Source organism: Kytococcus schroeteri, assembly GCF_042433515.1.
In the GTDB taxonomy this organism is placed as follows: domain Bacteria; phylum Actinomycetota; class Actinomycetes; order Actinomycetales; family Dermatophilaceae; genus Kytococcus; species Kytococcus schroeteri.
Genome location: NZ_JBHLVH010000009.1, coordinates 29,246 through 50,796, shown reverse-complemented (window position 1 = coordinate 50,796; position 21,551 = coordinate 29,246). Strand labels below are relative to the sequence as shown.

Here is a 21,551-nt window from a genome sequence, read left to right as displayed (position 1 = left end):
CCGGGGCAGCACCATGACTTGAGAACTGTTCTCATGTTGGTCTACGGTCCCGCCCCATGAGTTCACGTTGCCAGGTCACGGGGGCCACGGTCTCCTTCGGCCACACCATCAGCCACTCCCACCGCCGCACCAAGCGCCGCTGGACCCCCAACGTCCAGCGCCGCCGCTTCTACGTGCCCTCCCTGGGCCGCACCGTCCGCCTCGACGTCAGCACCAAGGGCCTGCGCACCATCGACAAGCGCGGCATCGACGCCGTGGTGCAGGACATGCTCGCCCGCGGGGAGGTGATCCGATGAAGGTCCGCGCCTCCCTGCGCTCCCTCGCCCGCCAGCCCGGCGCCCAGGTGGTGCGCCGCCGCGGCCGCACCTACGTCATCAACCGCAACAACCCCCGCATGAAGGGTCGCGCCGGCTGATCATTCGCCGAGCACCTGCGCCCTGGTCACCTGCGTGACCTGCGGCGCGAAGAGCGCCATCTGGCGCAGGGCCAGCTCGTGGTTCTCGGGGGTGGACCCGGCGCACGCGTCGGTGACCACCTCCACGAACGCCCCCGCGTCGGCCGCCGGCAGGGCGGTGGCCACCACGCAGCAGTCCGTGGCCACCCCCGCCAGGCGCAGGTGGGCGTTCTCCCCAACCACCGCCTGCAGCATGTCGTGCCACTTGCCGAAGGTCGGCTCGGTGACCACCAGGGCGTCCAGGTCGGCCAGCTCCGGCACCACCTCGTAGAGCGGGTCGGCGTCCGGCACCTGCGCGAAGGACCACTCCCGGTAGTAGGGCACCCACGAGCCGGTGGGCTCCTCGTCGGCCACGAAGCGGGTCACCACGACCCGGCCGGGATGCGCGGCGGCCAGCCGCCGGATGGCCGGCACCACCTCGGCAAACATCGGCGAGCCCCACGGGCTCGTGGCGGGATCGGCGAAGATCCGCTGCGGGTCGATGACCACGAGCCACGGCTCGGGGGCCACACCCATCGCGGCCAGCCCCTCGTCCAGCGAGGCGGCCCCGCCCGACGCGCCGGCGGTCACTGCCCGGCCTCCTGACGGCGCACGCGCGGGGTGCCCACCAGCAGGTAGCCCACGAAGCCGAGCAGCAGCGCCACCAGCACCCCGAGGTTGGACCACGCCCAGGCCCCCTCGCGGCCGCCGAGCCCCAGCGGACCCAGCAGGTAGCCCTGCCAGCCCAGCCAGTCGGCGTAGGAGTTGGTGACCAGCCCCCAGCCGACCACCGAGGCCAGCGCCATGAGCAGCACCGGCCCCCACGCCACCGAGCCGTAGCGGCCGCGCGCGTCGAACAGCGCGGCCTCGTCGTAGTCCCGGCGGCGCAGCAGGACGTCCGCGATGAGGACGCCGGCCCAGGCCGCGATCGGCACGCCGAGAGTGATGAGGAAGCCCTGGAAGGGACCGAAGAAGTCCTCGGCCACGAACACCACGTACAGGGTGCCCACGGTGAGCAGCACACCGTCGACGCCGGCCGCCATCGGGCGCGGCAGGCGTACGCCCAGACTGAGCAGCGTGAGGCCCGAGGAGTAGATGCCCAGAACGGCGCCGCTCACGAGGCTCAGCACGGCGGCGACGAGGAAGGGCACGAGGAACCACGTGGGCAGGGCCGCCGCGAGCGCGCCGATGGGGTCGGCCGCGATGCCGGCCCGCAGTCCCTCGTCCGACCCGGCGAGCAGCAGGCCGAAGACCACGAGCAGGGCCGGCGCCAGCGCACCACCCAGGGTGTTCCAGAAGACCACCTGCCCGCCGGGGGTGGAGCGGGGCAGGTAGCGCGACCAGTCGCTGGCGATGTTGATCCAGCCCAGGCCGAAGCCGGTCATGGTCATGATGAACGCGCCCACCATCGCCTGGGCGGAGCCGTCGGGGATCGTCTGCACCGCGGTGAGGTCCACCTCGTCGAGCGTGAGCAGCACGTAGAGCACGGTGATGGCGCCGGTGAGCCAGGTGAGCACCGACTGCAGGCGCATGATGACGCGGTAGCCGAGCACGGCCGCCGTGACGATGAGGCCCGCCACCACGACCGCGGCCACCACCTTGGTGACCGTACCGCCGCCCCAGCCCAGGCGCTCGGCGATGGTGGCCGTCGCCAGCGTGGCGAGGATGGCCAGGACGGTCTCCCACCCGATGGACAGCAGCCACGAGACCACGCCGGGCAGCTTGTTGCCGTGGACGCCGAAGGGGGCACGGGAGAGCGCCATGGTGGGGGCCGAGCCGCGCTTGCCGGCCAGCGCCACGACGCCGCAGAGCAGGAAGCTCACCACCACGCCGAGCACGCCCACCACCAGCGCCTGCCGGAAGCTGACGCCGAAGTCCAGGATCCACGTGCCGTAGGACAGGCCGAACACGCTGATGTTGGCCGCGAACCAGGGCCAGAACAGGTCCGAGGGCCTGCCGGTGCGCTCGGACTCGGACACCACCTCGAAGCCGGTGGTCTCGACGAGCGAGGAGGACGGGGAGGAGGCGGGCGAGGCGGGCCCGGACATGTCGGAGGCGCCGAGGGCACTGGCCCCCGACGCCTCGGACGACGGTGTGGTGCGGCTCATGCGCCGAAGAGTGTCACGAACCCTTGGCCAGCCGCATCCTGCGCAGTGCCCACCAGGCCAGCACGAACCCGAGGAGCAGGGCCACGACCAGCACCATCACGCCGCCGGTGGCGCTGAGGTCGGTGAGGTCCACCGAGGCCCGGGCGTCGCGGAACTGTTCGGCCACCGCCATCGAGGCGTGGTGGAGGCTGAGAAAGCGGGCGCGGGGCGCGAGCCCGATGAGCATGCCCTCCCAGAGGACCAGGTAGAGCGCGCCGATCATCACCGCGTGCTTGACCCAGGCCGAGAGCGCCGTGAACACCGCCGCGTTGGCCAGGCCGGAGACCGCGCCGGCCACCACCCAGGAGGTCACTTCCTCGGAGCCCATGACGGCGGCCATGCCGCCGGACGCGAGGGCACCCAGCGCCGCCGAGACGCCGCAGACGACGAGCATCTTCTGGAGCAGGATCGAGGCCCGGGAGGTGGGGGTGGCCAGCACGTGCACCACCGAGGAGTCGTCCACCTCGTTGCCCAGGCCGTTGACGGCCACCAGCAGGGCGGTGAGCGGCACGACCACCGAAGTGCCCAGGTCGCGCACCACCACGTCGGCCAGCACGGGGTCACCCCCCTCGGAGACCAGGCGCAGCAGCAGCGCGAGCAGCAGGCCGCCGACGGGCAGGGCGAGCAGGAGCAGGGGACGCAGCCCGCGGGAGAGCGCCCGCCAGGTCATGGTGGCGATCGTCATGGACCTCACCGTCCTTCCACGAGGTAGCCGAAGACGCTCTCGAGCGACTCGTCGGTGGGGCGCACGCTGTGCAGGGCGATGCCCTCGCGGTGCGCCACGGCGGGCAGGAGGCGCGAGAACGCCTCGAAGTCGGTGACCTGCACCTCGAGCCCGGACGCGGCGGCCTCCCCCAGGGCCACCGACGAGGCGCCGTCGCGGGCGATGAGGGCCGCGGCCAGGGCACGGTCGTCGGACGACTGCACCGCGTACCGGTGCGGCCGGTTGGTCATGAGGCGTCGCAGCTCGCGGAAGTTGCCCGAGGCGAGGTGGCGCCCGGCCAGCATCACCTGGATGGTGCCTGCCAGCTGCTGCACCTCCTCGAGGATGTGGCTGCTCACCAGCACGGTGGCCCCGCGGTCGGCGTACTCGTGGAGGGTGCCCATGAGGCGCACGCGCTGGCCCGGGTCCATGCCGTTGAAGGGCTCGTCGAGCAGCAGCACCTCGGGCTCGTGCACCAGGGCGGCGGCCATCTTGACCCGCTGGCGCATGCCCTTGGAGTACTTGCCCACCCGGCGGTCCGCTGCGTCCACGAGGTCCACCACCTCGAGCGCCCTGCGGGCAGCCCCCCGGGCGTCCGGCAGCTTGTGCAGGCGGGCCATCGCCGTGACGAACTCGCGACCGGTGAGCTCGTCGTACATGGCCTCGGTCTCCGGCATCATGCCCAGGCGCCGGTAGATGCCCGGGTTGCCGCGCACCGGCTCGCCGTCGAGGGTGATGGTGCCGGCCGAGGTGGACTCGAAACCGGCCACCATCGCCATGAGCGTGGACTTGCCCGCACCGTTGGGCCCCAGCAGCCCCGTGATGCCGGGCTCCAGGTCGAAGGTCACGTCGTTCACGGCGACCACGTCGCCGAACCAGCGGGACACGCCGTCGATCGTCACGGTGGCCATCAGTTCACCCTCCGGTAGCGGGCCACGAGGCCCATGATCCCCAGCGCACAGGCGAGCACGAGCACGGCCAGGTACCCGGCCGCCGTGGCGTCGTCGAGCGCCGGCGTCAGCTCCTCGTTGCCCGTGAGCCAGGCCATCACCCGCTCCACGGCCGTGTTGGGGCTCAGCAGCGAGGCCCACCGGGCCAGCAACCCGTGCTGGCTGCCCATGGAGGTCACTGCCTCGTTGACCACGCTGACCACCGCGCTCAGCACCAGCAGCACACCGAGGATCACGGCGGTCGCCACACCCCGGCGCGGGGTGAGGGCGGCCACCAGGCCGGCCAGCGTGCCCACGGCGACGGACACCAGGAGTGCCCCCAGGCCACCCACCAGCGCGGCGCCCCAGACGGTCCCGGCGTCACCGCCGCCCAGCCACCAGCCGAGCGTTCCGACGAGGATGCCGACGGCCTGCAGCGTGAACAGCGCGAGCACCAGGGCACCCAGGCGCGAGAGCACGTAGTCCGTGCGGCTCAGGGGCCGCGAGAGGTAGTGGACGATCGCGCGGGAGCGCAGGTCGGCGGAGAAGAGCACCGGCGAGGCCACCGCGGCGAAGAGGGCCACGAGCGTCGCGAACGCGTAGGGCACGCGGGCTGGGTGGAAGATCGGCTCCTCCGCCAGTCCGCCGAAGATCACCATGACGGCACCGGTGATGAGCATCGGGGCGCACATGAGCGCCAGGCAGAGCCACGGCATGACCTTGCCCTTCCAGGTGCGCCCGATGCCGAACGCCGAGGCGTACCCCTGGCGCACGAGGTAGCCCAGGGTGCCGAGGCGCCCCGCGCGGGGTCCGTCGTAGCCCCGGTACCCCAGGTCGTGGATCACCGACCGCGGCGCGGCGGCCGGGTCGGTGCGGTCGGGCGTGCTCATGCGGCGTCGTCCTCTCCCAGGAACAGTTCGGACAGCTGGTGGCGCGAGGCGGTCATGCGCGACAGGCCCCAGCCGTTCCGTGCGCACAGCTCGACCACGGTGGCGCGGGCGTCACCGGACCCGTCGGGGACCACCACCCTGCTGCCGCTGCGGCCGGCCTCGATGCCACGGCAGTGCAGACCGGCGATGAGTCCGGCGGTCGCCCCCTCCCCGTCGACCTCCACCTCCAGGGCGCCAGTGTCGGCGGTGAGGTCGCCGATGGCGGCCGAGGTCACCAGCCGGCCACCGTCCAGCACCACGACGTGGTCGCAGATCCGCTCGAGCTCGCCCAGCAGGTGCGAGGTCACGAGCACCGAGATGCCGAAGTCGTGCCCGATGCGCTGCACGAGGTCGAGCATCTCGTCGCGTCCCGCCGGGTCGAGCCCGTTGGTCGGCTCGTCGAGCATGATCAGGTCCGGGTCGTGCACCAGGGCCTGCGCGAGCTTTGCGCGCTGCTTCATGCCCGTGGAGTAGGTGCCCACGGGGCGGTGGCGTGCCTCCTCCAGCCCGACGTGGCGCAGCACGTCGGCGGCACGCTCGCGTGCGATGTCCCGCGGCAGGCCGGAGACACGGCCGTAGTGCATGATCGCGCGGGCTGCGCTGACGTCCGGCGGGAGACAGTCGTACTCGGGCATGAAGCCCACCCGAGCCCGTGCACCACGCGGGTCCTCGGCGGGGTCGATGCCGAAGACGGTGGCCGTGCCGGAAGTCGGCGGCTCCAGGCCCAGGAGCATGCGGATCAGCGTGGACTTGCCGGCCCCGTTGTGGCCGACGACGCCCGTGATCCCCTCCCCCACCGTGATGTCGAGGTCCTGCACCGCGGTGAAGGTGCCGAACCGCTTGGTGAGCGACCGTGTGCTCCAGACGTCCATGCGCACACGGTAGGTAGGTGGGTCGGCGCACGGGCTCATCCCGTGGTCCCACGCCGGTGGGGGTCCTGCTCCCGTGGCCCGTCAGCCCTCCACGGCCAGCGCCAGCGGGAGCACCGCCGCGGCCCCGGCCGCTCGCAGGGCCCGTCCCGCCACGGTGAGGGTCCACCGGGAGTCCACGAGGTCGTCGACCAGGAGCACGGGTCCGGGGGTGCCCGCGAGCGCACGGGCGAGGTCAGCTCCGACGGCCAGGCGCTCCCACACGCCGGCCAGGCGGAAGGCGCTGTTGCCGCCGGGCTCGCCCACCGGGCCACCGTCCACGAGGTCGAGGACCCCCAGGAGCGGGAGCCGCCCGATGCCGGCGATCCGCTCGGCGAGCGACCCGACGAGCTGCGGGCGGCGCCGGGAGGGCACGGACACCACACCGACCGGGCGCTCCGCCCAGTCCCAGTCGGCGAGCAGCATCACCACGGCCCGGACCAGGTCGTCCGGCGCCGGCTGGTCCTCGGCGAGCACCGTGCGCAGGCGCTGGCCCCACCCGAGGTCGCTGAGTCGGGCCAGTGCCCGTCCCGGCTCCAGCTGCTCGTCGACGGGGATGCGTCCCTTGGCCGGGACCCCCAGGCGCTCCATGCCCGTGGGCCACTGCGCCCGGGGTTCCAGGACCACGCCCGTGGACCCCAGCGCCCCGCGGGCGGCCTCCACGGCCTGGTCGGGGACGTCCGTGGGGAACCACGTGCCGGCACAGGTGTCGCACCGTCCGCAGGGTTCGGCGGTGGCGTCGTCGAGGGTCCGCTGCAGGAACTGCATGCGGCACCCGGTGGTGGTCTGGTACTCCCGCATCAGGGCGGCCTCGCGCTCGCGCGCCTGGGCCACCCGGCCGTAGCGCTCGGCGTCGTAGGTCCACGGCCGACCCGTCGCGGTCCAGCCGCCGGGCACCTTGGTGACCGCCCCGTCGACGTCGAGCACCTTGAGCAGCAGTTCCAGGCGCGTGCGGCGCACGTCGACGAGCGTCTCCAGAGCCGGTGTGGAGAGCGGGCGCCCCGCCTGCGCCAGGGCGGCCAGCACGGCATCGGCCTGCTCCTGGCGTGGCATGGAGACGGTGGCGAAGTAGCGCCAGATGTCGGGGTCCTCGGTGCCGGGCAGCAGCACCACGTCCGCCCTTTCGGTGGCACGACCGGCGCGACCCACCTGCTGGTAGTAGGCCACCGGCGAGCTCGGCGCCCCCAGGTGCACGACGAAGCCGAGGTCCGGCTTGTCAAAGCCCATGCCCAGCGCCGAGGTGGCCACCAGGGCCTTGACCTCGTTCTGCTTGAGCGCTGCTTCGAGACGCGCCCGGTCGTCGGCGTCGGTCCGACCCGTGTAGGCGGCCACGCGGTACCCGGATCCCGCGAGCGCCGCGGCGACGTCCTCGGCGGCGGAGACCGTCAGGCAGTACACGATGCCGGAACCGGGCAGCTCGTCGAGATGCGCCACCATCCACGCCAGCCGTTGCTCCGGGGAGAGCGGGTGCCCTCCCGGGCCGAGGAGGGCCCCCAGCCGCAGTGAGTCACGGGCCAGCCCGCCCCGGATGGTGGTCACCGGGTGGGCGGTGCCACCAGGGCCGACGGTGAGCTGCTCCACCACGTCGGCGACGACCCGTTCATTGGCCGTGGCCGTGGTCGCCAGCACGGGGGTGTCGCCGGGCAGCTCGGCCAGCAGGGTGCGGATGCGCCGGTAGTCGGGACGGAAGTCGTGCCCCCAGTCGCTGATGCAGTGGGCCTCGTCGACCACGAGCAGGCCGCACCGGCGCGAGAGCTCGGGCAGCTGCTCCTCGCGGAAGCGCGGGTTGTTGAGCCGCTCCGGGCTCACGAGCAGCACGTCCACCTCGTCGGCCGCCAGGGCGGCACGCACCTCGTCCCACTCCGTGGCGTTGGCGGAGTTCATGGTCACCGCGCGCACCCCGGCCCGCTCGGCCGCGGCGACCTGGTCGCGCATGAGGGCCAGCAGCGGCGAGACGATGACGGTGGGGCCGGCCCCCTCGGCGCGGCGCAGCGCCGTGCCCACGAAGTAGACGGCCGACTTGCCCCACCCGGTGCGTTGCACGACGAGCACGCGCGACCGGTCCTCCACGAGTGCCCGCACGGCATCGAGCTGGCCGTCGCGGAAGGTGGCGTCCTCACGTCCGACGAGGCGGCGGAGCGCCTCGAGCGCGCGGTCCTGGATGCTGCTGGTCATGGGGCCACCCTGACAGCACCCACCGACAGCCTCACCACGGTGTCCACAGGCAGGCGGAACCCCGCGGATAGACTCACGCGGTCCCGCGGGCGGTCGCCGGCGGGAGGGCCTCTAGCTCAATGGTCAGAGCTGCGGACTTTTAATCCGTAGGTTGTGGGTTCGAGTCCCACGGGGCCCACCGTCAGCGCACGCACGAGGCCCCCGCACCGTCCGGCGTGGGGGCCTCGTCGCGCTCGTGCAGCCGCGCTCAGTGCTGCTCGTTGGGGTCGTTCTCCGCGTCCTCCTTGGTCGCGTGGACGGTGCCCTTGACGTGGTCCGGCGGGCCGTACAGGGAGTACAGCTTGAGCGGCTCGTCACCGGTGTTGGTGATGTTGTGCCACTGGCCGGCCGGCACCAGGGCCACCCAGTCGTCCCCGACGGTCTCGTCGTAGGAGAGGTCGTCCTCGGCCGGCCCCATCTGCACGCGGGCCGTGCCCTGCTCGATGCGGAGGAACTGGTCGTGGTCGGCGTGCATCTCCAGGCCGACCTCGCCACCCACGGGGATGGTCATGACCGTCATCTGCAGGTACTCGCCGGTCCACAGGGTGGCGCGGAAGTTCTCGTTGGCCAGGGTGGCCTCCTCAATGTTGACCGTGTACGGCTTCGGGCCGTGGTCGCTCAGGTCCGCCATGGCGGTCTCCTCACTGCTCGGGGACGGTTCCCTGCCCATCATGCCGCCCCACCCGGCACCCGCACCATGGGCGTGTGGATGATGCCGTCCAGGCCGAGGTCCGCCCCCGCGCGGACGAAGCCGAAGCGCTCGTACCAGCCCGCCAGGTGCGCCTGGGCCTCGAGCTCCAGGCGACGGTGGCCGTGGGCGTCGAGCACCCGCTCCATGAGGCGGGCCGCCAGCCCGGCCCCCCGGTGCGGCGCCGCAGTGACCACCCGCCCGACGAGGAGGGCACCGTCGGGGCCGCCCGCGTCGAGCAGGCGCAGCGTCGAGGCGATCTCGCCCCCGTCCTCCACCCAGACGTGGGTCGTGGTGGGCAGCAGGTCCCGGCCGTCCACCTCCGCGTAGGGGCACTCCTGCTCCACCACGAACACGTCCACCCGCAGCCGCAACAGCCTGTGCAGCTGGTCGGCGGTCAGTGCGGGCCCGGGCACCTCGTGCAGGTTCTCCATGGGCCCATCCTGCGCCCCCGCAGCTCGATCCGCACGGCCTGCCCCGGACCACGCAGGGCTAGGCTCGATGCGGTGAGCAACCCTCCCCCCGACCTCCCCACCGCGCCCCGCGCCCGGGCCCTGGCCTGCCTGCGCGAGGTGGCCTTCGTCAACGAGCGGGCCCGGCAGTCCTCCCGCCGCATCGAGGCCTACCGCAACGCCGTGACGGTGGTGGAGGGCCTCTCCGAGGAGGAGTTCGCCCGCCACACGGAGGCCGACAGCTGGCAGGAGCTGCGCGGCATCGGTTCCTCCACCGCCGCCGTGGTGCGCGAGGCCGTGGCGGGCGAGGTGCCCACCAAGCTCGCCGCAGCACGCGAGGAGCACGGGGGACCGCTGCTCGAGATGACGCCCGCCGGCCGCGAGCTCCTCGGACTGCTCGCCGGGGACCTGCACAGCCACACCAGCGACAGCGACGGCGGGTCCCCCCTGCTGGAGATGGCCCGTGCCGCCGACGCGCTGGGGCGGGACTACCTGGCCGTCACCGACCACTCCCCGCGGCTGCGGGTGGCCAACGGCCTGTCGGCCGAGCGGTTGGTGGCCCAGCGCGACACGGTGGCGCAGGTCCGGCAGCAGCTGGCCGACGAGGGGCGGTCGCTCGAGCTGCTCCACGGCATCGAGGTGGACGTGCTGGACGACGGCACGCTCGACCAGCGCGAGGACCTGCTGGCGACCCTGGACGTCCGGGTGGCGAGCGTGCACTCGAAGCTCCGCATGCCGTCGGCCGAGATGACGCCCCGCATGCTGGCCGCGGTGCGCAACCCGCTCACGTCGGTGCTGGGGCACTGCACCGGCCGCCTGGTGACGGGCGGCCGCGGCACCCGTCCACCGAGCGAGTTCGACGCCGAGGCGGTGTTCGCGGCCTGTGCCCAGGAGTGCGTGGCCGTGGAGCTCAACGCCCGTCCCGAGCGACAGGACCCGCCCGACGAGCTCATCGCCCTGGCCCTGGAGGCCGGCTGCCTGTTCAGCATCGACAGCGACGCCCACGCACCCGGCCAGCTGGACCTACTCGCGTTCGGCGCGCAGCGGGCCGCCGACGCCGGCATCCCTCCGGAGCGGATCGTCACCACGTGGCCGGCCACGCAGGTCAAGGAGTGGGCGGCCGCGCGACTGTGACTGCGTACACTGTGCGCGCCGGAGCGGGCGGACGACCGCCGCGCCGGCGGGTCCCCATCGTCTAGCGGCCTAGGACCCCGGCCTTTCACGCCGGTAACGCGGGTTCGAATCCCGTTGGGGATGCCACACCACACGAGGCGCGACTCCCCCGCGGAACCGCCCTGTGACCTATCTCTCATCCGGCCTTTCTCCGCGGCCGTGAGTGAGCCCCTGCCGAGGATTTCACTCCTCTGGCCGATGGTCGTCGCCATCCGGGACGGCCTTTTCACCCTTCAGGAAAAATGGGGGGCCTCAACCTGCGGGAGGATGCGCATGGCGGGACGGCGAACAGTCCCGCACTCACACGCGTTCCCCCAGGGAGTACACATGCAGACAAGCCGCAGGACGATGCTGAGGGGAGCCACGGCATCCGCTGCTGCCGTGGCCGTCGCCTCAGCCACCGGCGCCCCCGCGCAGGCCGCCGGGAACCGCCGCATCGCCATCATCGGGTCCGGGTACGGCGGCGCCGTCGCCGCCCTCGCGCTCACCTCGCGCGGCATCCCCGTCGACCTCATCGAGATGGGGTGCGACTGGGAGAACATGGGCCCGGGCCTCAACGGCAAGACGTTCACGTCGATGACCGAGCCGACCTCCCGGTCGATGTGGTTCGAGACCCGCACCGACCTGCCCTTCTCCACCCTCTTCGGGCTCGACATCGTCAACAAGGACATCGACGCCGGCGCCGGCGTCCTGGGCCTCGAGCGCTTCGCCAACATGAAGGTGTACGTGGGCCGCGGCGTGGGTGGTGGCTCGCTCGCCAACGGCGGCATGGCCGTGACCCCGGACCGCAGCTTCTTCGAGATGGTGCTGCCGCAGGTGGACGCCGCGGAGATGTACGGCACGTACTTCCCGCGCGCCAACGCCAACCTGGGCGTGTTCAAGCCCGAGGGCGACATGATCGCCTACTCGCCGTGGTACCAGTTCACCCGCAACGGCGTGCGGGCCGCCAAGAAGGCCGGTCTCTCGTCCGTGCCGGTGCCCAACGTCTACGACTGGGACTACATGCGCCGTGAGTCCTACCAGGAGGAGGAGCGTTCCGCCCTCGCCCAGGAGGTCATCTTCGGCAACAACCACGGCAAGAAGTCGCTGGCCAAGACCTACATCAAGCGCGCCCTGGCCACCGGCCTGGTCAATCTGGTGACCCTCACCGAGACCACGCGCATCCGCCAGCAGGCCGACGGCACCTGGCTGCTGGACCTCAAGACCATCAACTTCGACGGCGTCGTGCAGAGCGAGCGCCAGGCCGTCTACGACCGCGTCGTGCTGGCCGCCGGTTCCGTCGGCACCTCCAAGCTCATGGTGCAGTCCAAGTACCGCGGCGACATCCCCGGCCTCAACAGCGCGGTGGGCCAGAAGTGGGGCCCCAACGGCAACACCATGCTGGCCATCAACGCCCGCGGCGCCGGTCGCTTCCAGTCCGGCATCCCGACCATGGGCGTCAAGGCGTGGGACAACACCACCGCCTCGGTGTTCGCCGAGATCGCGCCGCTGCCGGCCGGCATCGAGATCGACCGCGCGCTCTACCTGGCCATCACGAACAACCCCAACTACGGGTCGTTCTCCCCCAACGCCGACGGCTCCGTGAGCCTCGACTGGAACACCACCAAGCACGCCCCATCCGTGGCCGCGGCCCGCGCCGTGTTCGACAAGGTCAATGCCGCCAACGGCACCACCTACGCCACCGACCTGTTCGAGAAGGGCAAGATCTTCACGGACTACTTCACGTACCACCCGCTGGGCGGGATGGTCCTGGGCGAGGCCACCGACCTCAACGGTGAGGTCAAGGGAGCCCCCGGCCTCTTCGCCATCGACGGCTCGCTCATCCCGGCCAAGATCGGCGTCAACCCCTTCGTGACGATCACCGCGCTCGCCGAGCGCTGCATGGACCGCCTCATCGCGGCCGGGAGGTTTGCCTGATGAACACCCAGACCCGCCGAGTGGCGACCTGCGCCGCCCTCTGGAGCGTTCCGGCCGTCGTGGCCACCGCCGCGGCACCGGCGCTCGCCGCCAGCGTCTCGAGCGCCAACCTGGCGGTCACCGTCGAGGACCCCAACTTCGACTGGGACACCCTCGAGTACGCGCTGGACGACACCATCTGGAAGAACTACGAGTTCTTCGACCAGATGAAGCAGCCCGACCCCAACCGCCTCACCACCGTGGCCACGCGCCAGGCGGCCCTGCCGCCGTCGATCACCGTGACCAACGTCGGCCCCGGCGACGCGGTGAACCCGACCGGCACCGTCGAGTTCGAGATGCGTGACTACGGCTCGGACAGCGCCCCCTTGGGCTCGGACCAACTGGGCGCCGTGACCACCAACACGGCCGTGACCTGGGTGCGCACCAGCACCGGGCGCACCGCCCGGGGCACCGGCCAGATGTACATGTACACCTACAACGGCACCCTGGCCCCGGGCCAGAGCTTCACGATGCCGCTGAAGTACTACTCCCCGCGGACGTTCACCAACGTGACGTTCAACCTCATGGTCAAGGCGGTGGTGAGCGACGCCGTGGAGAACGACATCCGCGACGAGTTCGCCGGGTACACCGACGACCACGACGAGAAGGTCGGCTACGTCGTCGGCTACAGCACCAGCTGAGCACCGCGTCGGGGGCCCGTGCGCTGCGCACGGGCCCCCGACGCGCCTGCTGGAGCCGATTTTGCACTCAGCGTGGATTCACGTATGGTTCTCCAGTCGCGCCGGTGAGGCGCGAACGCAAGGCCTCGTGGCGCAGTTGGTTAGCGCGCCGCCCTGTCACGGCGGAGGTCGCGGGTTCGAGTCCCGTCGAGGTCGCTGGAACGATGATTTCGGTCATCGCCCTGGCCAGATAGCTCAGTTGGTAGAGCGTTCGACTGAAAATCGAAAGGTCGGCGGTTCGACCCCGCCTCTGGCCACTCCGAGAGACTGCCGCGAAGCCCCACCCGGTTCCACCGGGTGGGGCTTCGTCGTGCACCCCGTCCTGTGAGGCGTGATTCACGGGCGCCCCACAGGGTTCCCCCAGCATCCCCGGCCTAGCCTTGCCCCATGCCCAACCTGAGCGAGTGGATCACCCACACCATCGAGACCCTCGGCGGCCCCGGCCTGGCCCTGCTGATGCTTCTCGAGACCGTCTTCCCGCCGATCCCCAGCGAGCTGGTGCTCCCCCTGGCGGGCTTCACCATCGGCCAGGGGCAGATGGGCTGGGTGGAGGTGATGCTGTGGACCACCGCCGGTGCCGTCGCCGGCGCCTGCCTGCTGTACGGCGTCGCCCGGGCGTGGGGCCGGGAGCGCACCATCCGCTGGATGGCCAAGCTGCCACTGGTGGACGAGGACGACGCCGACGCCGCACACCGCTGGTTCGACCGCTACGGCAAGGTCGCGGTCCTGACCGGCCGGTGCGTGCCCGGGGTCCGCTCGCTCATCTCGATCCCCGCAGGCACCTCGGGCATGCCCTTCGGCACCTTCTTCGTGTACACGCTCCTGGGCACCCTGGTGTGGAACGGCCTGCTCGTGGGACTGGGGTACGCCCTGGGCGCCAACTGGCAGGCCGTGGAGGGCGTCGTGGGGATCATCAGCAAGGTCGTGGCCGTGCTGCTCGTCGTCGCCGTGCTGTGGTTCCTCTGGCGCAAGGCGCAGCAGCGCCGCGCCAGCCGTCCCTGAGCACCCCGGCGCCCGCACGACGGACGCGAGGAGGGGCACCCCGTGGGGTGCCCCTCCTCGCGTCCGTGTCGGAGCCGTTCAGCCCCCCAGGGCGTGCCGCACCATCTCCTGGAGCACGGGCAGGCCGTCGGCCGAGAGCACCGACTCGGCGTGGCCCTGGATGGAGGCCACGCCCGGCCCCCGCAGACCGCGCACGGCACCGGTGGTCGGGTCTGCGGTCACCTCCAGCGGACGCCCCGAGACCTCCACGGGCTCCCCGTCGTGCCGGGCCACGAAGGTGTTGTAGAACCCGATGCGGGCGGGCCGGCCGAACCAGTCGACCTCGAGCTGCACGCCCTGCTGGGGCTCCTCGAGCCGCACGATGGGCAGGCCCGCGGCGTGGCTGAGCACCTGGTGGCTCAGGCAGACCGCCACCAGCGGCAGACCGGCACCCAGCCGGGCCCGGACCAGCTCGTGCAGGCGGGCGATGCGGGATGAGGCGAGGTCGCTCGGGTCGCCGGGGCCGGGCCCGCTGAGCAGCAGGTCCGGAGCGCCCGGGCCGGCGACGTCCTCGGGGGTGACGGTGTCCCAGCGGCGCACCTCGGCCCGCAGGCCCAGGTGGCGCAGCTGGTGGGCCAGCATCTGCGTCCAGGCGTCCTCTGCGTCCACCACGAGCACGCTCGCGCCGGCCACGCCCTCCAGGTGGGTGGGGGCCTGCGGCGCGAGCCAGAAGGGCGAGAGCCGCTCGTTGCGGGCCGCCAGGGCGTCGGACACCTCGGGCAGGGCGGCCAGGTCCGGGGCCTCGGCGACCGGGCGCTGGGGGCGCAGGCCCATCGCGGCGAGCATCCCGGTGGCCTTCACCGCGGTCTCGGCCACCTCGGCCTCGGGGTCGCTGTGGCGCACCAGGGTGGCGCCGGCCGACACGCTCACGGTGCCGTCGTGGGGCAGCTGCGCGGTGCGGATGACGATGGGGGCGTCGAGCCGCTCGCGTCCCTCCTCGTCACGGTCCAGCAGCGCCAGCACACCCGAGTAGTAGCCGCGACCGGTGGGCTCGTGGCGGTGGATGACACGGCAGGCGTTCTCCATCGGCGAGCCGGTGACGGTGGGGGCGAACATCGTCTCGCGCAGCACCTCGCGCGGGTCCATGTCCGTGGCGCCGTCGAGCAGGTACTCGGTGTGGGTGAGGTGCGCCATCTGCTTGAGGTGCGGACCGGTCATCCGGCCGCCGCTGGCGCAGACGCGCGCCATCATCTTCATCTCCTCGTCCACCACCATGAAGAGTTCCTCGGTCTCCTTGGTGTCGGACAGGAAGCCCCGGAAGGCCTCCACGAGGGCCTCGGGGGTGGCATGCTCGCCATGGCGGAAGGTCCCGGAGATGGGGTTCATCACCGCGCGGCCGCCGGCGACGCCGACGTGGCGCTCCGGGGAGGCCCCCACCAGCGTGTGGCCGGGTGTGTGCACCACGAAGGTCCAGTGCGCGCCGGCCTCGGCCTCCAGCAGGCGGGCGAACCAGCCCAGCGCGGCGGTGGAGGGCGGACCCTCCACGTCGGCCACCACGTCGCGGCGGAGCACGAAGTTGGCCCCCTCGCCGTGGCCGATCTCGTCGGTGATGACGCGGCGCACCATGGCGGCGTAGTCCGCGTCGGAGACGCTCATGCGCTCGCCGGAGACGGCCGCGGGCTCGGGCACCAGCTCGGTCAGGGCCGCGGCCACCTCAGCCACCGGCAGCCGGTCGGTGTGGCGCGGCAGCAGCACCCGCAGCGGGGCGCCGTCGTCGTGGGCGGCGAAGCCCCGCTCGGCCACCTGGCGGTAGGGCACCATGGCCAGCACGGGGTGCTCGCCGGGTGCCGGCAGGTCCGCCAGGTGCTCCAGGTCGGTGACCTCGCCGCGCAGCAGCAGCACCACCTCGGGGTCGTCGGCCCGGCGCAGCAGCGCGAACGGGCCCGCCCCCTCCCCGAGCAGGTCGACCAGGAGGGTGCGGGCTGCGGTCGGGGCGGGGGTGGGGCCCACCTCAGAAGGCGCGCTGCGTGAGGCTGCCCACGGTGCGGGGGGCGCGCTCGTTCATGGCCTGCAGCTCGTCGACGACGGTGTCCACGTCCTCGAGCACGTCCACGGCGGTGACGTGCGGCACCTTGTGGGCGTGGTCCACGAGGTCCTCCACGTCCAGTTGGGCGGCCGCGCGCACCACGATGGTCATGTGCGAGAGGCCGCGCTGGTCGGTGGGACCGGCGGCGAGGTACTGGATGTTGGCCTCGCGGGTGGCGAACAGGCCGCAGACCTGCGTGAGCACACCGGGGTGGTTCTCGGCGGTGACGGACAGTGCGTGACGCTCCATGACGGCTCCCGTGGGGTCGAGTGCGGCGCCCGGCAGGGCGGGAGCGCCCAGTCAACCACCTGCGTGCGCACCCCGCGCACGTGGGCTTGCAATACTGGCCCCATGGCCGATCACTTTGACGTCGTTGTCCTTGGCGCGGGCCCCGGTGGCTACGTCGCCGCCATCCGCGCATCCCAGCTCGGCAAGAAGGTCGCCGTGGTGGAGAAGAAGTACTGGGGTGGTGTCTGCCTCAACGTCGGCTGCATCCCCTCCAAGGCCCTGCTCCGCAACGCCGAGCTGGCCCACACCCTGAACCACGAGAAGAAGACCTTCGGCATCGAGGGCGACGCCACGATGTCCTACGGCCCCACCCACGCGCGCAGCCGCAAGGTGTCCGAGGGCATCGTCAAGGGCGTCCACTTCCTCATGAAGAAGAACAAGGTCACGGAGGTGGACGGCTGGGGCACCCTCACCGGCCCCAACTCCCTGACCGTCGAGCTCAACGACGGCGGCACGCAGGAGATCACCTGCGACGACCTCATCATCGCCGCCGGTGCCACCACCCGCATGCTCCCGGGCGTGGAGCTCAGCGACAACGTGGTCACCTACGAGGAGCAGATCCTCAACTCCGAGCTGCCGGGCTCCATCGTCATCGCCGGTTCCGGTGCCATCGGTGTGGAGTTCGCCTACGTCATGAGCAACTTCGGCGTGGACGTCACCATCGTCGAGTTCGCCGACCGCATGGTGCCCACCGAGGACGAGGAGATCTCCAAGGAGCTCGCCAAGCACTACAAGAAGCTGGGCGTCAAGGTCCTCACCGGCACCAAGGTGGAGGGCGTGGAGGACACCGGCTCCGGCGTGAAGGTCACCGTCTCCAAGAACGGCAAGGAGGAGGTGCTGGAGGCCGACAAGATGCTGTCGGCCATCGGCTTCGCCCCGCGCCTGGAGGGCTACGGCCTGGACGCCACCGGCGTGGAGACCACCGAGCGCGGCGCCATCAAGGTGGACAAGTACGGCCGCACCAGCGTGGAGCACGTCTACGCCATCGGTGACGTCACCGGCAAGATGATGCTCGCCCACGTGGCCGAGGCCATGGGCATCGTGGCCGCCGAGACCATCGCCGGTGCCGAGACCCAGACCATCGACTTCCAGAACATCCCGCGCGCCACCTACTGCCACCCGCAGATCGGCTCCATGGGCCTCTCCGAGGCGCAGGCCAAGGAGGCCGGCCACGAGGTGAAGGTGGCCAAGTTCCCGTTCACCGCCAACGGCAAGGCGATGGGGCTGGGCGAGGCCGTCGGTTTCGTCAAGGTGGTGGCCGACGCCGAGCACGACGAGATCATCGGCGTGCACATGATCGGCCCGCACGTCACCGAGTTGCTGCCGGCCGCGGTCACCGCCGCCACCTGGGACCTGACCGCCGCGGAGATGTCCCGCGTGGTCTTCGCCCACCCGACGCTGAGCGAGGCCCTCAAGGAGGCCATGCACGGCATCGAGGGGCACATGATCAACCTCTGACACCCCGCACGACGGCGCCCCGTCCACCTGATGGTGGGCGGGGCGCCGTCGTGCGGGCAGGAGGCTCAGGCCCCGCGACGCACGGCCTCGCGCGCCATCGTGTGCGCCGGCCACGCCCCGCATAGGATCGATCGAGCACCCGACGCAAGGAGAGCACGTGTCCGAGACCTCCGCCCAGCCCGCCCCCGGCACCACCCCGGCCTTCGACCTGGTGATGGTCGGCGGCGACATCGGCGTCTACGCCCTGGCGCGCGCCTTCAACGACCGCTACGGCACGGTGCCCACGGTCGTCTCCCGCGTGGAGACCGGCCCGGTGATGCGCTCGGACATCATCAACCACCACCTCATCGGCGAGGACAAGACGTCCCAGGACACGATCGACGAGCTGGTGCGCATCGGCAAGGAGCACCACGGCCGCCACCCGCTGGTGCTGCTCACCAACCAGGACACGATCGTGCGCATGGTGATGGAGCGCGTGGACGAGCTGGCGCCGTACTACACCATCCCGATGCCGGGCGTGGACCTGCTGGACCGCATCAGCGACAAGGTGGAGTTCGCCCGCGCCTGCGACGAGCTCGGCATCCCTCACCCGGCCACCCAGGTGGTGGACTTCTCCGGTGCCGCGGCCGACGGCTGGACCGCCCCCGCCGTGGAGAGCCCCTTCCCCGTGGTGGCCAAGCCCGCCACCACCAGCCAGTACGAGACGCTGAAGTTCCCGGGCAAGAAGAAGGTCTACTTCCTGGACACCCAGGCGGACTACGACGACATGGTGCGCGTGCTGCGTGCAGCCGGCTTCACCGGCCAGTTCCTGGTGCAGCAGCTCATCGGCGGCGACGACACCTACATGCGCTCGGTGACCGCCTACCGCGACCAGTTCGGCGAGACCACCCTGCTGTGCAGCGCCCACGTGCTGCTGGAGGAGCACTCCCCCACCGCCCTGGGCAACCCGGCGGCCATGTTCACCACGGCCCTGCCGGACCTGTGGGAGTCGGCGGTGAAGTTCCTGGACCACATGGACTACAAGGGTTTCGCCAACTTCGACGTCAAGGTGGACCCGAAGGACGGCACCGGCTACTTCCTGGAGATGAACTCCCGCATCGGCCGCAACAACTACTACGTGACCGCCGCGGGGGCGAACGTGGCGGAGTTCGTGGTGACCGACGTGGTGGAGAACCGCCCCCACGCCCCGGTCCGCGTGGAGAACGAGATCCTCTACACGGTGCTGTTCAAGCCCTTCCTCATGCGCTACGTGCTGGACCCGGCGCTGCGCGAGCGGGTGAACGCGGCGGCCCGCAACGGCATCCACCACCCGCTGTGGAACCGCAAGGACTCCCTGTGGCGCAAGGGGTACACGCTGGTGGCCATGGCCAACCACGTGCGCAAGTTCCTCAAGTACTACCCCAAGCCCAGCTCGCACGGCTTCTGAGCCGGCGGCTCAGGCGAGGTCGACCCACTCCTCCTCGCCGGGCACCAGGACGCCCTCACCGGCGGTGGTCGCGGCCACCAGCGTGGTGAGGGCGTCCTGCTGCGCCGGGGGCACAGCGACGTGGAGGGTGGCCCGCTCGGCGTAGTCGGTGCCGGTCACCACGAACCCGGCGGCGCGCAGGTCGTTCTCGATGCGGCCGACGTCCGCGTGCGCGACGGCCAGGGAGTGCAGGCGCACCAGGTGGCGCTCCCGGGGACGCGCCTCCTCGAGCGCAGCACGCACCGCGTCGCCGTAGGCGCGCACCAGGCCGCCCGCGCCCAGCTTGGTGCCACCGAACCAGCGGGTCACCACGGCGGTGACGTCGCGGTAGCCCGAGCCGCGCAGCACGTCGAGCATGGGTGTCCCGGCGGTGCCGGCGGGCTCCCCGTCGTCGTTGGAGCGCTCGATGCGTCCGTCGGGGCCCAGCACGAAGGCGCTGCAGTGGTGCCGCGCGTCGTGGTGGGTCCGTCGCTCGGCCTCGATGACGGCACGCGCGGCCGCCTCGTCGGACGTGGGGGCGATGCGGCACCGGAAGACCGAGTGCTTCTCCTCGATCTCCCCGTGGGCGTCGGCCGCGAGCGTGCGGTAGGAGGTCACGGACATGCGCACAGGGTAGGCGCGGCCGAGCGGCACGCCTCGCCACCCACCCACTACGCCGAGTCGTAGAACCTTCTACGATGGCGCCATGCGTCTCAGCCACACCTCCCCCGTCCGCCTGGTGGCCGGTGCCACCCTCGCCCTCTGCCTCACGGCCGCACCCGCGTCGGCGCACGACGTGCTGGAGGGGTCCGAGCCCGCCGCCGGTGAGACCCTCAGCAGCGCCCCGGAATCGCTCGACCTGACCTACAGCGACAACATCCAGAAGGTGGGGGCCAAGGTCTCCGTGACGGACCAGGAGGGCCAGGTGGTGGCCGAGGGTGCGCCGCAGATCGACGGCCCCACCGCCAGCATGGAGCTGCCGGGCGACCTCGGCGAGGGCACCTACACGGCCACCTGGCGCGTGGTCTCCTCCGACGGGCACCCGATCTCCGGGACCACCGAGTTCACCGTGGGCGCCAAGGGCGGTTCGTCCGCCGCGCCGTCGGGCTCTGCGGCTCCCACCGGCGGGGCCTCCGAGGCCCCCTCGTCCGGGGAGACCCCCACCGAGGCAGCACCCTCTGGCGACACCACCACCTCGCCCGAGGCCGGGGCGACGCAGGACGACGGCGCCCCCGAGGCGGGTGACCAGGACGGCCCGGGCACGGCGCTCTGGGTGGGCCTGGGCGTCGCGGCCCTGGTGCTCGTGGGTGGTGGCCTGGCCCTCGCACGCCGCCGCTGACCTCCCCGGCCGGTACGGGCCGAATCGTTCTCGACCTGTGACCTTCTGGACCTGTACCGGCCCGGCCTCGCCGTGGAACACTGCACGGCATGTCTGACAACGTCGTGGCCACCGCCACCTCCTCCGCCGCGCCCGCAACGGCCACGGACCTCTCCGACGACGAGGGCATCAAGAAGCACAGGTTGAGCCCCGCCGTGCACGCCCTGCTGTTCGTGCTGCTGGGGATGCTCGTGACGCTGGTGCTCATCGCCGCGTGGCCGCTGAGCGAGATCCTCGCCAACACCGTGCCCACCCCGCGCCCCTGACGCTCGGAGGCCGACCCTCAGGCCCCCTCTGGGACCGTCTGTTGTAAACTCTGCGACACGACATATACAAACCCCGGGGCCGCTACGCCTCGCACCTGATCGCGTGACGCCAGAGCTCTTCCCAGGCCGAGGACGCCACGCGATTCACGTGCTCACGGCGATGCCGCTCCGCCAGACCGGTTAGGGGGTCACGCCATGGGGCGCGGCCGAGCCAAGGCAAAGCAGACCAAGGTTGCTCGGGAGTTGAAGTACTACTCCCCCGACACCGACCTGAGCGCGCTGGAGAGGGAGCTGCGCGCCTCGTCGGACCGCGAGTCCTCGCGTGACGGGTACTCCGGTTTCTCCGAGGACGAGGACGACGACGACAGCTGGTCGGACACCGGCCGCTGAGTCCCCTCACCGCGACGCGCGAACGCCCCCGTGACCCGGGGGCGTTCG

Annotated in this window: 23 protein-coding genes and 4 tRNA genes; 15 read left to right on the top strand and 12 right to left on the bottom strand. The window is 71.9% G+C overall.

From position 1 onward, the window contains the following. Window positions 1–56 precede the first annotated feature (56 nt). Together rpmB and ACFFHC_RS04135 are read left to right on the top strand one after the other, a co-directional pair. A complete protein-coding gene (gene rpmB, locus ACFFHC_RS04140; RefSeq protein ID WP_141494331.1) occupies window positions 57–296 on the top strand; it encodes a 50S ribosomal protein L28 in 240 nt (79 codons plus the stop codon). Continuing rightward, window positions 293–415 carry a ribosomal protein bL36 gene (locus tag ACFFHC_RS04135; protein ID WP_070703632.1) on the top strand — a complete coding sequence of 41 codons (123 nt, stop codon included), beginning with the start codon at window positions 293–295 and terminating at the stop codon, window positions 413–415. Before rpmB ends, ACFFHC_RS04135 begins: the two co-directional genes overlap by 4 nt. Here the strand turns inward: ACFFHC_RS04135 and ACFFHC_RS04130 are convergent, their stop codons facing one another. From ACFFHC_RS04130 to ACFFHC_RS04100, 7 genes are all read right to left on the bottom strand, one after another. Continuing rightward, window positions 416–970 carry a cysteine hydrolase family protein gene (locus ACFFHC_RS04130; RefSeq protein WP_141494339.1) on the bottom strand — a complete coding sequence of 185 codons (555 nt, stop codon included), beginning with the start codon at window positions 968–970 and terminating at the stop codon, window positions 416–418. A gap of 50 nt (window positions 971–1,020) precedes the next feature. Continuing rightward, window positions 1,021–2,481, bottom strand: a complete 1,461-nt coding sequence (locus ACFFHC_RS04125) for a purine-cytosine permease family protein (RefSeq protein WP_141494338.1) — start codon at window positions 2,479–2,481, stop codon at window positions 1,021–1,023. Window positions 2,482–2,554: 73 nt separating this feature from the next. Next, window positions 2,555–3,265: a hypothetical protein gene (locus ACFFHC_RS04120; protein WP_141494330.1), complete on the bottom strand. Its 711-nt coding sequence runs from the start codon at window positions 3,263–3,265 to the stop codon at window positions 2,555–2,557. 5 nt (window positions 3,266–3,270) lie between these two features. Then, window positions 3,271–4,194, bottom strand: a complete 924-nt coding sequence (locus tag ACFFHC_RS04115; protein WP_141494329.1) for an ABC transporter ATP-binding protein — start codon at window positions 4,192–4,194, stop codon at window positions 3,271–3,273. Next, a complete protein-coding gene (locus ACFFHC_RS04110) occupies window positions 4,194–5,102 on the bottom strand; it encodes an ABC transporter permease (RefSeq protein ID WP_379803286.1) in 909 nt (302 codons plus the stop codon). Before ACFFHC_RS04110 ends, ACFFHC_RS04115 begins: the two co-directional genes overlap by 1 nt. Then, window positions 5,099–6,013 (bottom strand): ABC transporter ATP-binding protein, encoded by a 915-nt coding sequence (locus ACFFHC_RS04105; protein WP_379803282.1) that lies wholly within the window; start codon window positions 6,011–6,013, stop codon window positions 5,099–5,101. The genes ACFFHC_RS04110 and ACFFHC_RS04105 overlap by 4 nt, the downstream gene beginning before the upstream one ends. Before the next feature lie 81 nt (window positions 6,014–6,094). Further along, window positions 6,095–8,224: a RecQ family ATP-dependent DNA helicase gene (locus ACFFHC_RS04100; RefSeq protein ID WP_379803279.1), complete on the bottom strand. Its 2,130-nt coding sequence runs from the start codon at window positions 8,222–8,224 to the stop codon at window positions 6,095–6,097. A gap of 105 nt (window positions 8,225–8,329) precedes the next feature. Here ACFFHC_RS04100 and ACFFHC_RS04095 point away from each other — a divergent pair. Then, window positions 8,330–8,402, top strand: a tRNA-Lys gene (locus ACFFHC_RS04095). Window positions 8,403–8,471: 69 nt separating this feature from the next. Here the strand turns inward: ACFFHC_RS04095 and ACFFHC_RS04090 are convergent. Together ACFFHC_RS04090 and ACFFHC_RS04085 are read right to left on the bottom strand one after the other, a co-directional pair. Further along, entirely contained in the window at window positions 8,472–8,894 is a 423-nt protein-coding gene (locus tag ACFFHC_RS04090; RefSeq protein ID WP_070705305.1) for a cupin domain-containing protein, read from the bottom strand. Window positions 8,895–8,932: 38 nt separating this feature from the next. Then, window positions 8,933–9,385: a GNAT family N-acetyltransferase gene (locus ACFFHC_RS04085; protein WP_070705306.1), complete on the bottom strand. Its 453-nt coding sequence runs from the start codon at window positions 9,383–9,385 to the stop codon at window positions 8,933–8,935. 72 nt (window positions 9,386–9,457) lie between these two features. Between ACFFHC_RS04085 and ACFFHC_RS04080 the strand changes: the two genes are divergently transcribed. The 7 genes from ACFFHC_RS04080 to ACFFHC_RS04050 all read left to right on the top strand — a co-directional run bounded on the left by ACFFHC_RS04080 (window position 9,458) and on the right by ACFFHC_RS04050 (window position 14,214). Continuing rightward, window positions 9,458–10,537, top strand: a complete 1,080-nt coding sequence (locus ACFFHC_RS04080; RefSeq protein ID WP_379803274.1) for a PHP domain-containing protein — start codon at window positions 9,458–9,460, stop codon at window positions 10,535–10,537. A gap of 50 nt (window positions 10,538–10,587) precedes the next feature. Further along, window positions 10,588–10,663: transfer RNA gene (locus ACFFHC_RS04075), tRNA-Glu, on the top strand. A gap of 240 nt (window positions 10,664–10,903) precedes the next feature. Continuing rightward, window positions 10,904–12,493, top strand: coding sequence for a GMC oxidoreductase (locus ACFFHC_RS04070; RefSeq protein WP_070705308.1), 1,590 nt, complete (start codon window positions 10,904–10,906; stop codon window positions 12,491–12,493). Then, complete coding sequence (locus ACFFHC_RS04065; protein ID WP_379803270.1) at window positions 12,493–13,173, top strand: hypothetical protein; 681 nt, start codon at window positions 12,493–12,495, stop codon at window positions 13,171–13,173. The genes ACFFHC_RS04070 and ACFFHC_RS04065 overlap by 1 nt, the downstream gene beginning before the upstream one ends. A gap of 121 nt (window positions 13,174–13,294) precedes the next feature. Then, window positions 13,295–13,368 (top strand) — tRNA-Asp (locus ACFFHC_RS04060). A gap of 28 nt (window positions 13,369–13,396) precedes the next feature. After that, window positions 13,397–13,469 (top strand) — tRNA-Phe (locus ACFFHC_RS04055). 130 nt (window positions 13,470–13,599) lie between these two features. Further along, entirely contained in the window at window positions 13,600–14,214 is a 615-nt protein-coding gene (locus ACFFHC_RS04050) for a DedA family protein (protein ID WP_070703753.1), read from the top strand. Between the two features lie 78 nt (window positions 14,215–14,292). Here the strand turns inward: ACFFHC_RS04050 and ACFFHC_RS04045 are convergent, their stop codons facing one another. Together ACFFHC_RS04045 and ilvN are read right to left on the bottom strand one after the other, a co-directional pair. Then, window positions 14,293–16,203, bottom strand: coding sequence for a chorismate-binding protein (locus ACFFHC_RS04045; RefSeq protein WP_269149649.1), 1,911 nt, complete (start codon window positions 16,201–16,203; stop codon window positions 14,293–14,295). Between the two features lies 1 nt (window position 16,204). Then, window positions 16,205–16,528, bottom strand: a complete 324-nt coding sequence (gene ilvN, locus ACFFHC_RS04040; RefSeq protein WP_070705424.1) for an acetolactate synthase small subunit — start codon at window positions 16,526–16,528, stop codon at window positions 16,205–16,207. 102 nt (window positions 16,529–16,630) lie between these two features. On the opposite strand from ilvN, the gene lpdA reads away from it, so the two are divergent. Next, on the top strand, window positions 16,631–18,025 hold the full coding sequence (gene lpdA, locus ACFFHC_RS04035) for a dihydrolipoyl dehydrogenase (RefSeq protein ID WP_070705425.1): 1,395 nt from the start codon (window positions 16,631–16,633) through the stop codon (window positions 18,023–18,025). Window positions 18,026–18,182: 157 nt separating this feature from the next. Next, complete coding sequence (locus tag ACFFHC_RS04030; RefSeq protein ID WP_083323611.1) at window positions 18,183–19,451, top strand: carboxylate--amine ligase; 1,269 nt, start codon at window positions 18,183–18,185, stop codon at window positions 19,449–19,451. 9 nt (window positions 19,452–19,460) lie between these two features. Here the strand turns inward: ACFFHC_RS04030 and ACFFHC_RS04025 are convergent, their stop codons facing one another. Continuing rightward, entirely contained in the window at window positions 19,461–20,093 is a 633-nt protein-coding gene (locus tag ACFFHC_RS04025; protein WP_070705430.1) for an IMPACT family protein, read from the bottom strand. Window positions 20,094–20,175: 82 nt separating this feature from the next. Here ACFFHC_RS04025 and ACFFHC_RS04020 point away from each other — a divergent pair, with 82 nt between their 5' ends. From ACFFHC_RS04020 to ACFFHC_RS04010, 3 genes are all read left to right on the top strand, one after another. Next, window positions 20,176–20,808 carry a copper resistance CopC family protein gene (locus ACFFHC_RS04020; RefSeq protein ID WP_070705426.1) on the top strand — a complete coding sequence of 211 codons (633 nt, stop codon included), beginning with the start codon at window positions 20,176–20,178 and terminating at the stop codon, window positions 20,806–20,808. An 89-nt stretch (window positions 20,809–20,897) separates the two neighbouring features. Beyond that, a complete protein-coding gene (locus tag ACFFHC_RS04015) occupies window positions 20,898–21,113 on the top strand; it encodes a hypothetical protein (RefSeq protein ID WP_070705427.1) in 216 nt (71 codons plus the stop codon). Window positions 21,114–21,308: 195 nt separating this feature from the next. After that, window positions 21,309–21,503: a DUF3073 domain-containing protein gene (locus tag ACFFHC_RS04010; protein WP_070705428.1), complete on the top strand. Its 195-nt coding sequence runs from the start codon at window positions 21,309–21,311 to the stop codon at window positions 21,501–21,503. Window positions 21,504–21,551 lie beyond the last annotated feature (48 nt).

Bases quoted from the DNA above. Each gene is read 5' to 3' on its own strand.
- ACFFHC_RS04120 (WP_141494330.1), bottom strand. From the start codon at position 3,265: ATGACGATCGCCACCATGACCTGGCGGGCGCTCTCCCGCGGGCTGCGT.
- ACFFHC_RS04020 (WP_070705426.1), top strand. From the start codon at position 20,176: ATGCGTCTCAGCCACACCTCCCCCGTCCGCCTGGTGGCCGGTGCCACC.
- lpdA (WP_070705425.1), top strand. From the start codon at position 16,631: ATGGCCGATCACTTTGACGTCGTTGTCCTTGGCGCGGGCCCCGGTGGC.
- ACFFHC_RS04010 (WP_070705428.1), top strand. From the start codon at position 21,309: ATGGGGCGCGGCCGAGCCAAGGCAAAGCAGACCAAGGTTGCTCGGGAG.
- ACFFHC_RS04115 (WP_141494329.1), bottom strand. From the start codon at position 4,194: ATGGCCACCGTGACGATCGACGGCGTGTCCCGCTGGTTCGGCGACGTG.
- ACFFHC_RS04135 (WP_070703632.1), top strand. From the start codon at position 293: ATGAAGGTCCGCGCCTCCCTGCGCTCCCTCGCCCGCCAGCCCGGCGCC.
- ACFFHC_RS04125 (WP_141494338.1), bottom strand. From the start codon at position 2,481: ATGTCCGGGCCCGCCTCGCCCGCCTCCTCCCCGTCCTCCTCGCTCGTC.
- ACFFHC_RS04105 (WP_379803282.1), bottom strand. From the start codon at position 6,013: ATGGACGTCTGGAGCACACGGTCGCTCACCAAGCGGTTCGGCACCTTC.
- ACFFHC_RS04090 (WP_070705305.1), bottom strand. From the start codon at position 8,894: ATGGCGGACCTGAGCGACCACGGCCCGAAGCCGTACACGGTCAACATT.
- ilvN (WP_070705424.1), bottom strand. From the start codon at position 16,528: ATGGAGCGTCACGCACTGTCCGTCACCGCCGAGAACCACCCCGGTGTG.
- rpmB (WP_141494331.1), top strand. From the start codon at position 57: ATGAGTTCACGTTGCCAGGTCACGGGGGCCACGGTCTCCTTCGGCCAC.
- ACFFHC_RS04070 (WP_070705308.1), top strand. From the start codon at position 10,904: ATGCAGACAAGCCGCAGGACGATGCTGAGGGGAGCCACGGCATCCGCT.
- ACFFHC_RS04110 (WP_379803286.1), bottom strand. From the start codon at position 5,102: ATGAGCACGCCCGACCGCACCGACCCGGCCGCCGCGCCGCGGTCGGTG.
- ACFFHC_RS04085 (WP_070705306.1), bottom strand. From the start codon at position 9,385: ATGGAGAACCTGCACGAGGTGCCCGGGCCCGCACTGACCGCCGACCAG.
- ACFFHC_RS04130 (WP_141494339.1), bottom strand. From the start codon at position 970: ATGGGTGTGGCCCCCGAGCCGTGGCTCGTGGTCATCGACCCGCAGCGG.
- ACFFHC_RS04025 (WP_070705430.1), bottom strand. From the start codon at position 20,093: ATGTCCGTGACCTCCTACCGCACGCTCGCGGCCGACGCCCACGGGGAG.
- ACFFHC_RS04065 (WP_379803270.1), top strand. From the start codon at position 12,493: ATGAACACCCAGACCCGCCGAGTGGCGACCTGCGCCGCCCTCTGGAGC.
- ACFFHC_RS04100 (WP_379803279.1), bottom strand. From the start codon at position 8,224: ATGACCAGCAGCATCCAGGACCGCGCGCTCGAGGCGCTCCGCCGCCTC.
- ACFFHC_RS04050 (WP_070703753.1), top strand. From the start codon at position 13,600: ATGCCCAACCTGAGCGAGTGGATCACCCACACCATCGAGACCCTCGGC.
- ACFFHC_RS04015 (WP_070705427.1), top strand. From the start codon at position 20,898: ATGTCTGACAACGTCGTGGCCACCGCCACCTCCTCCGCCGCGCCCGCA.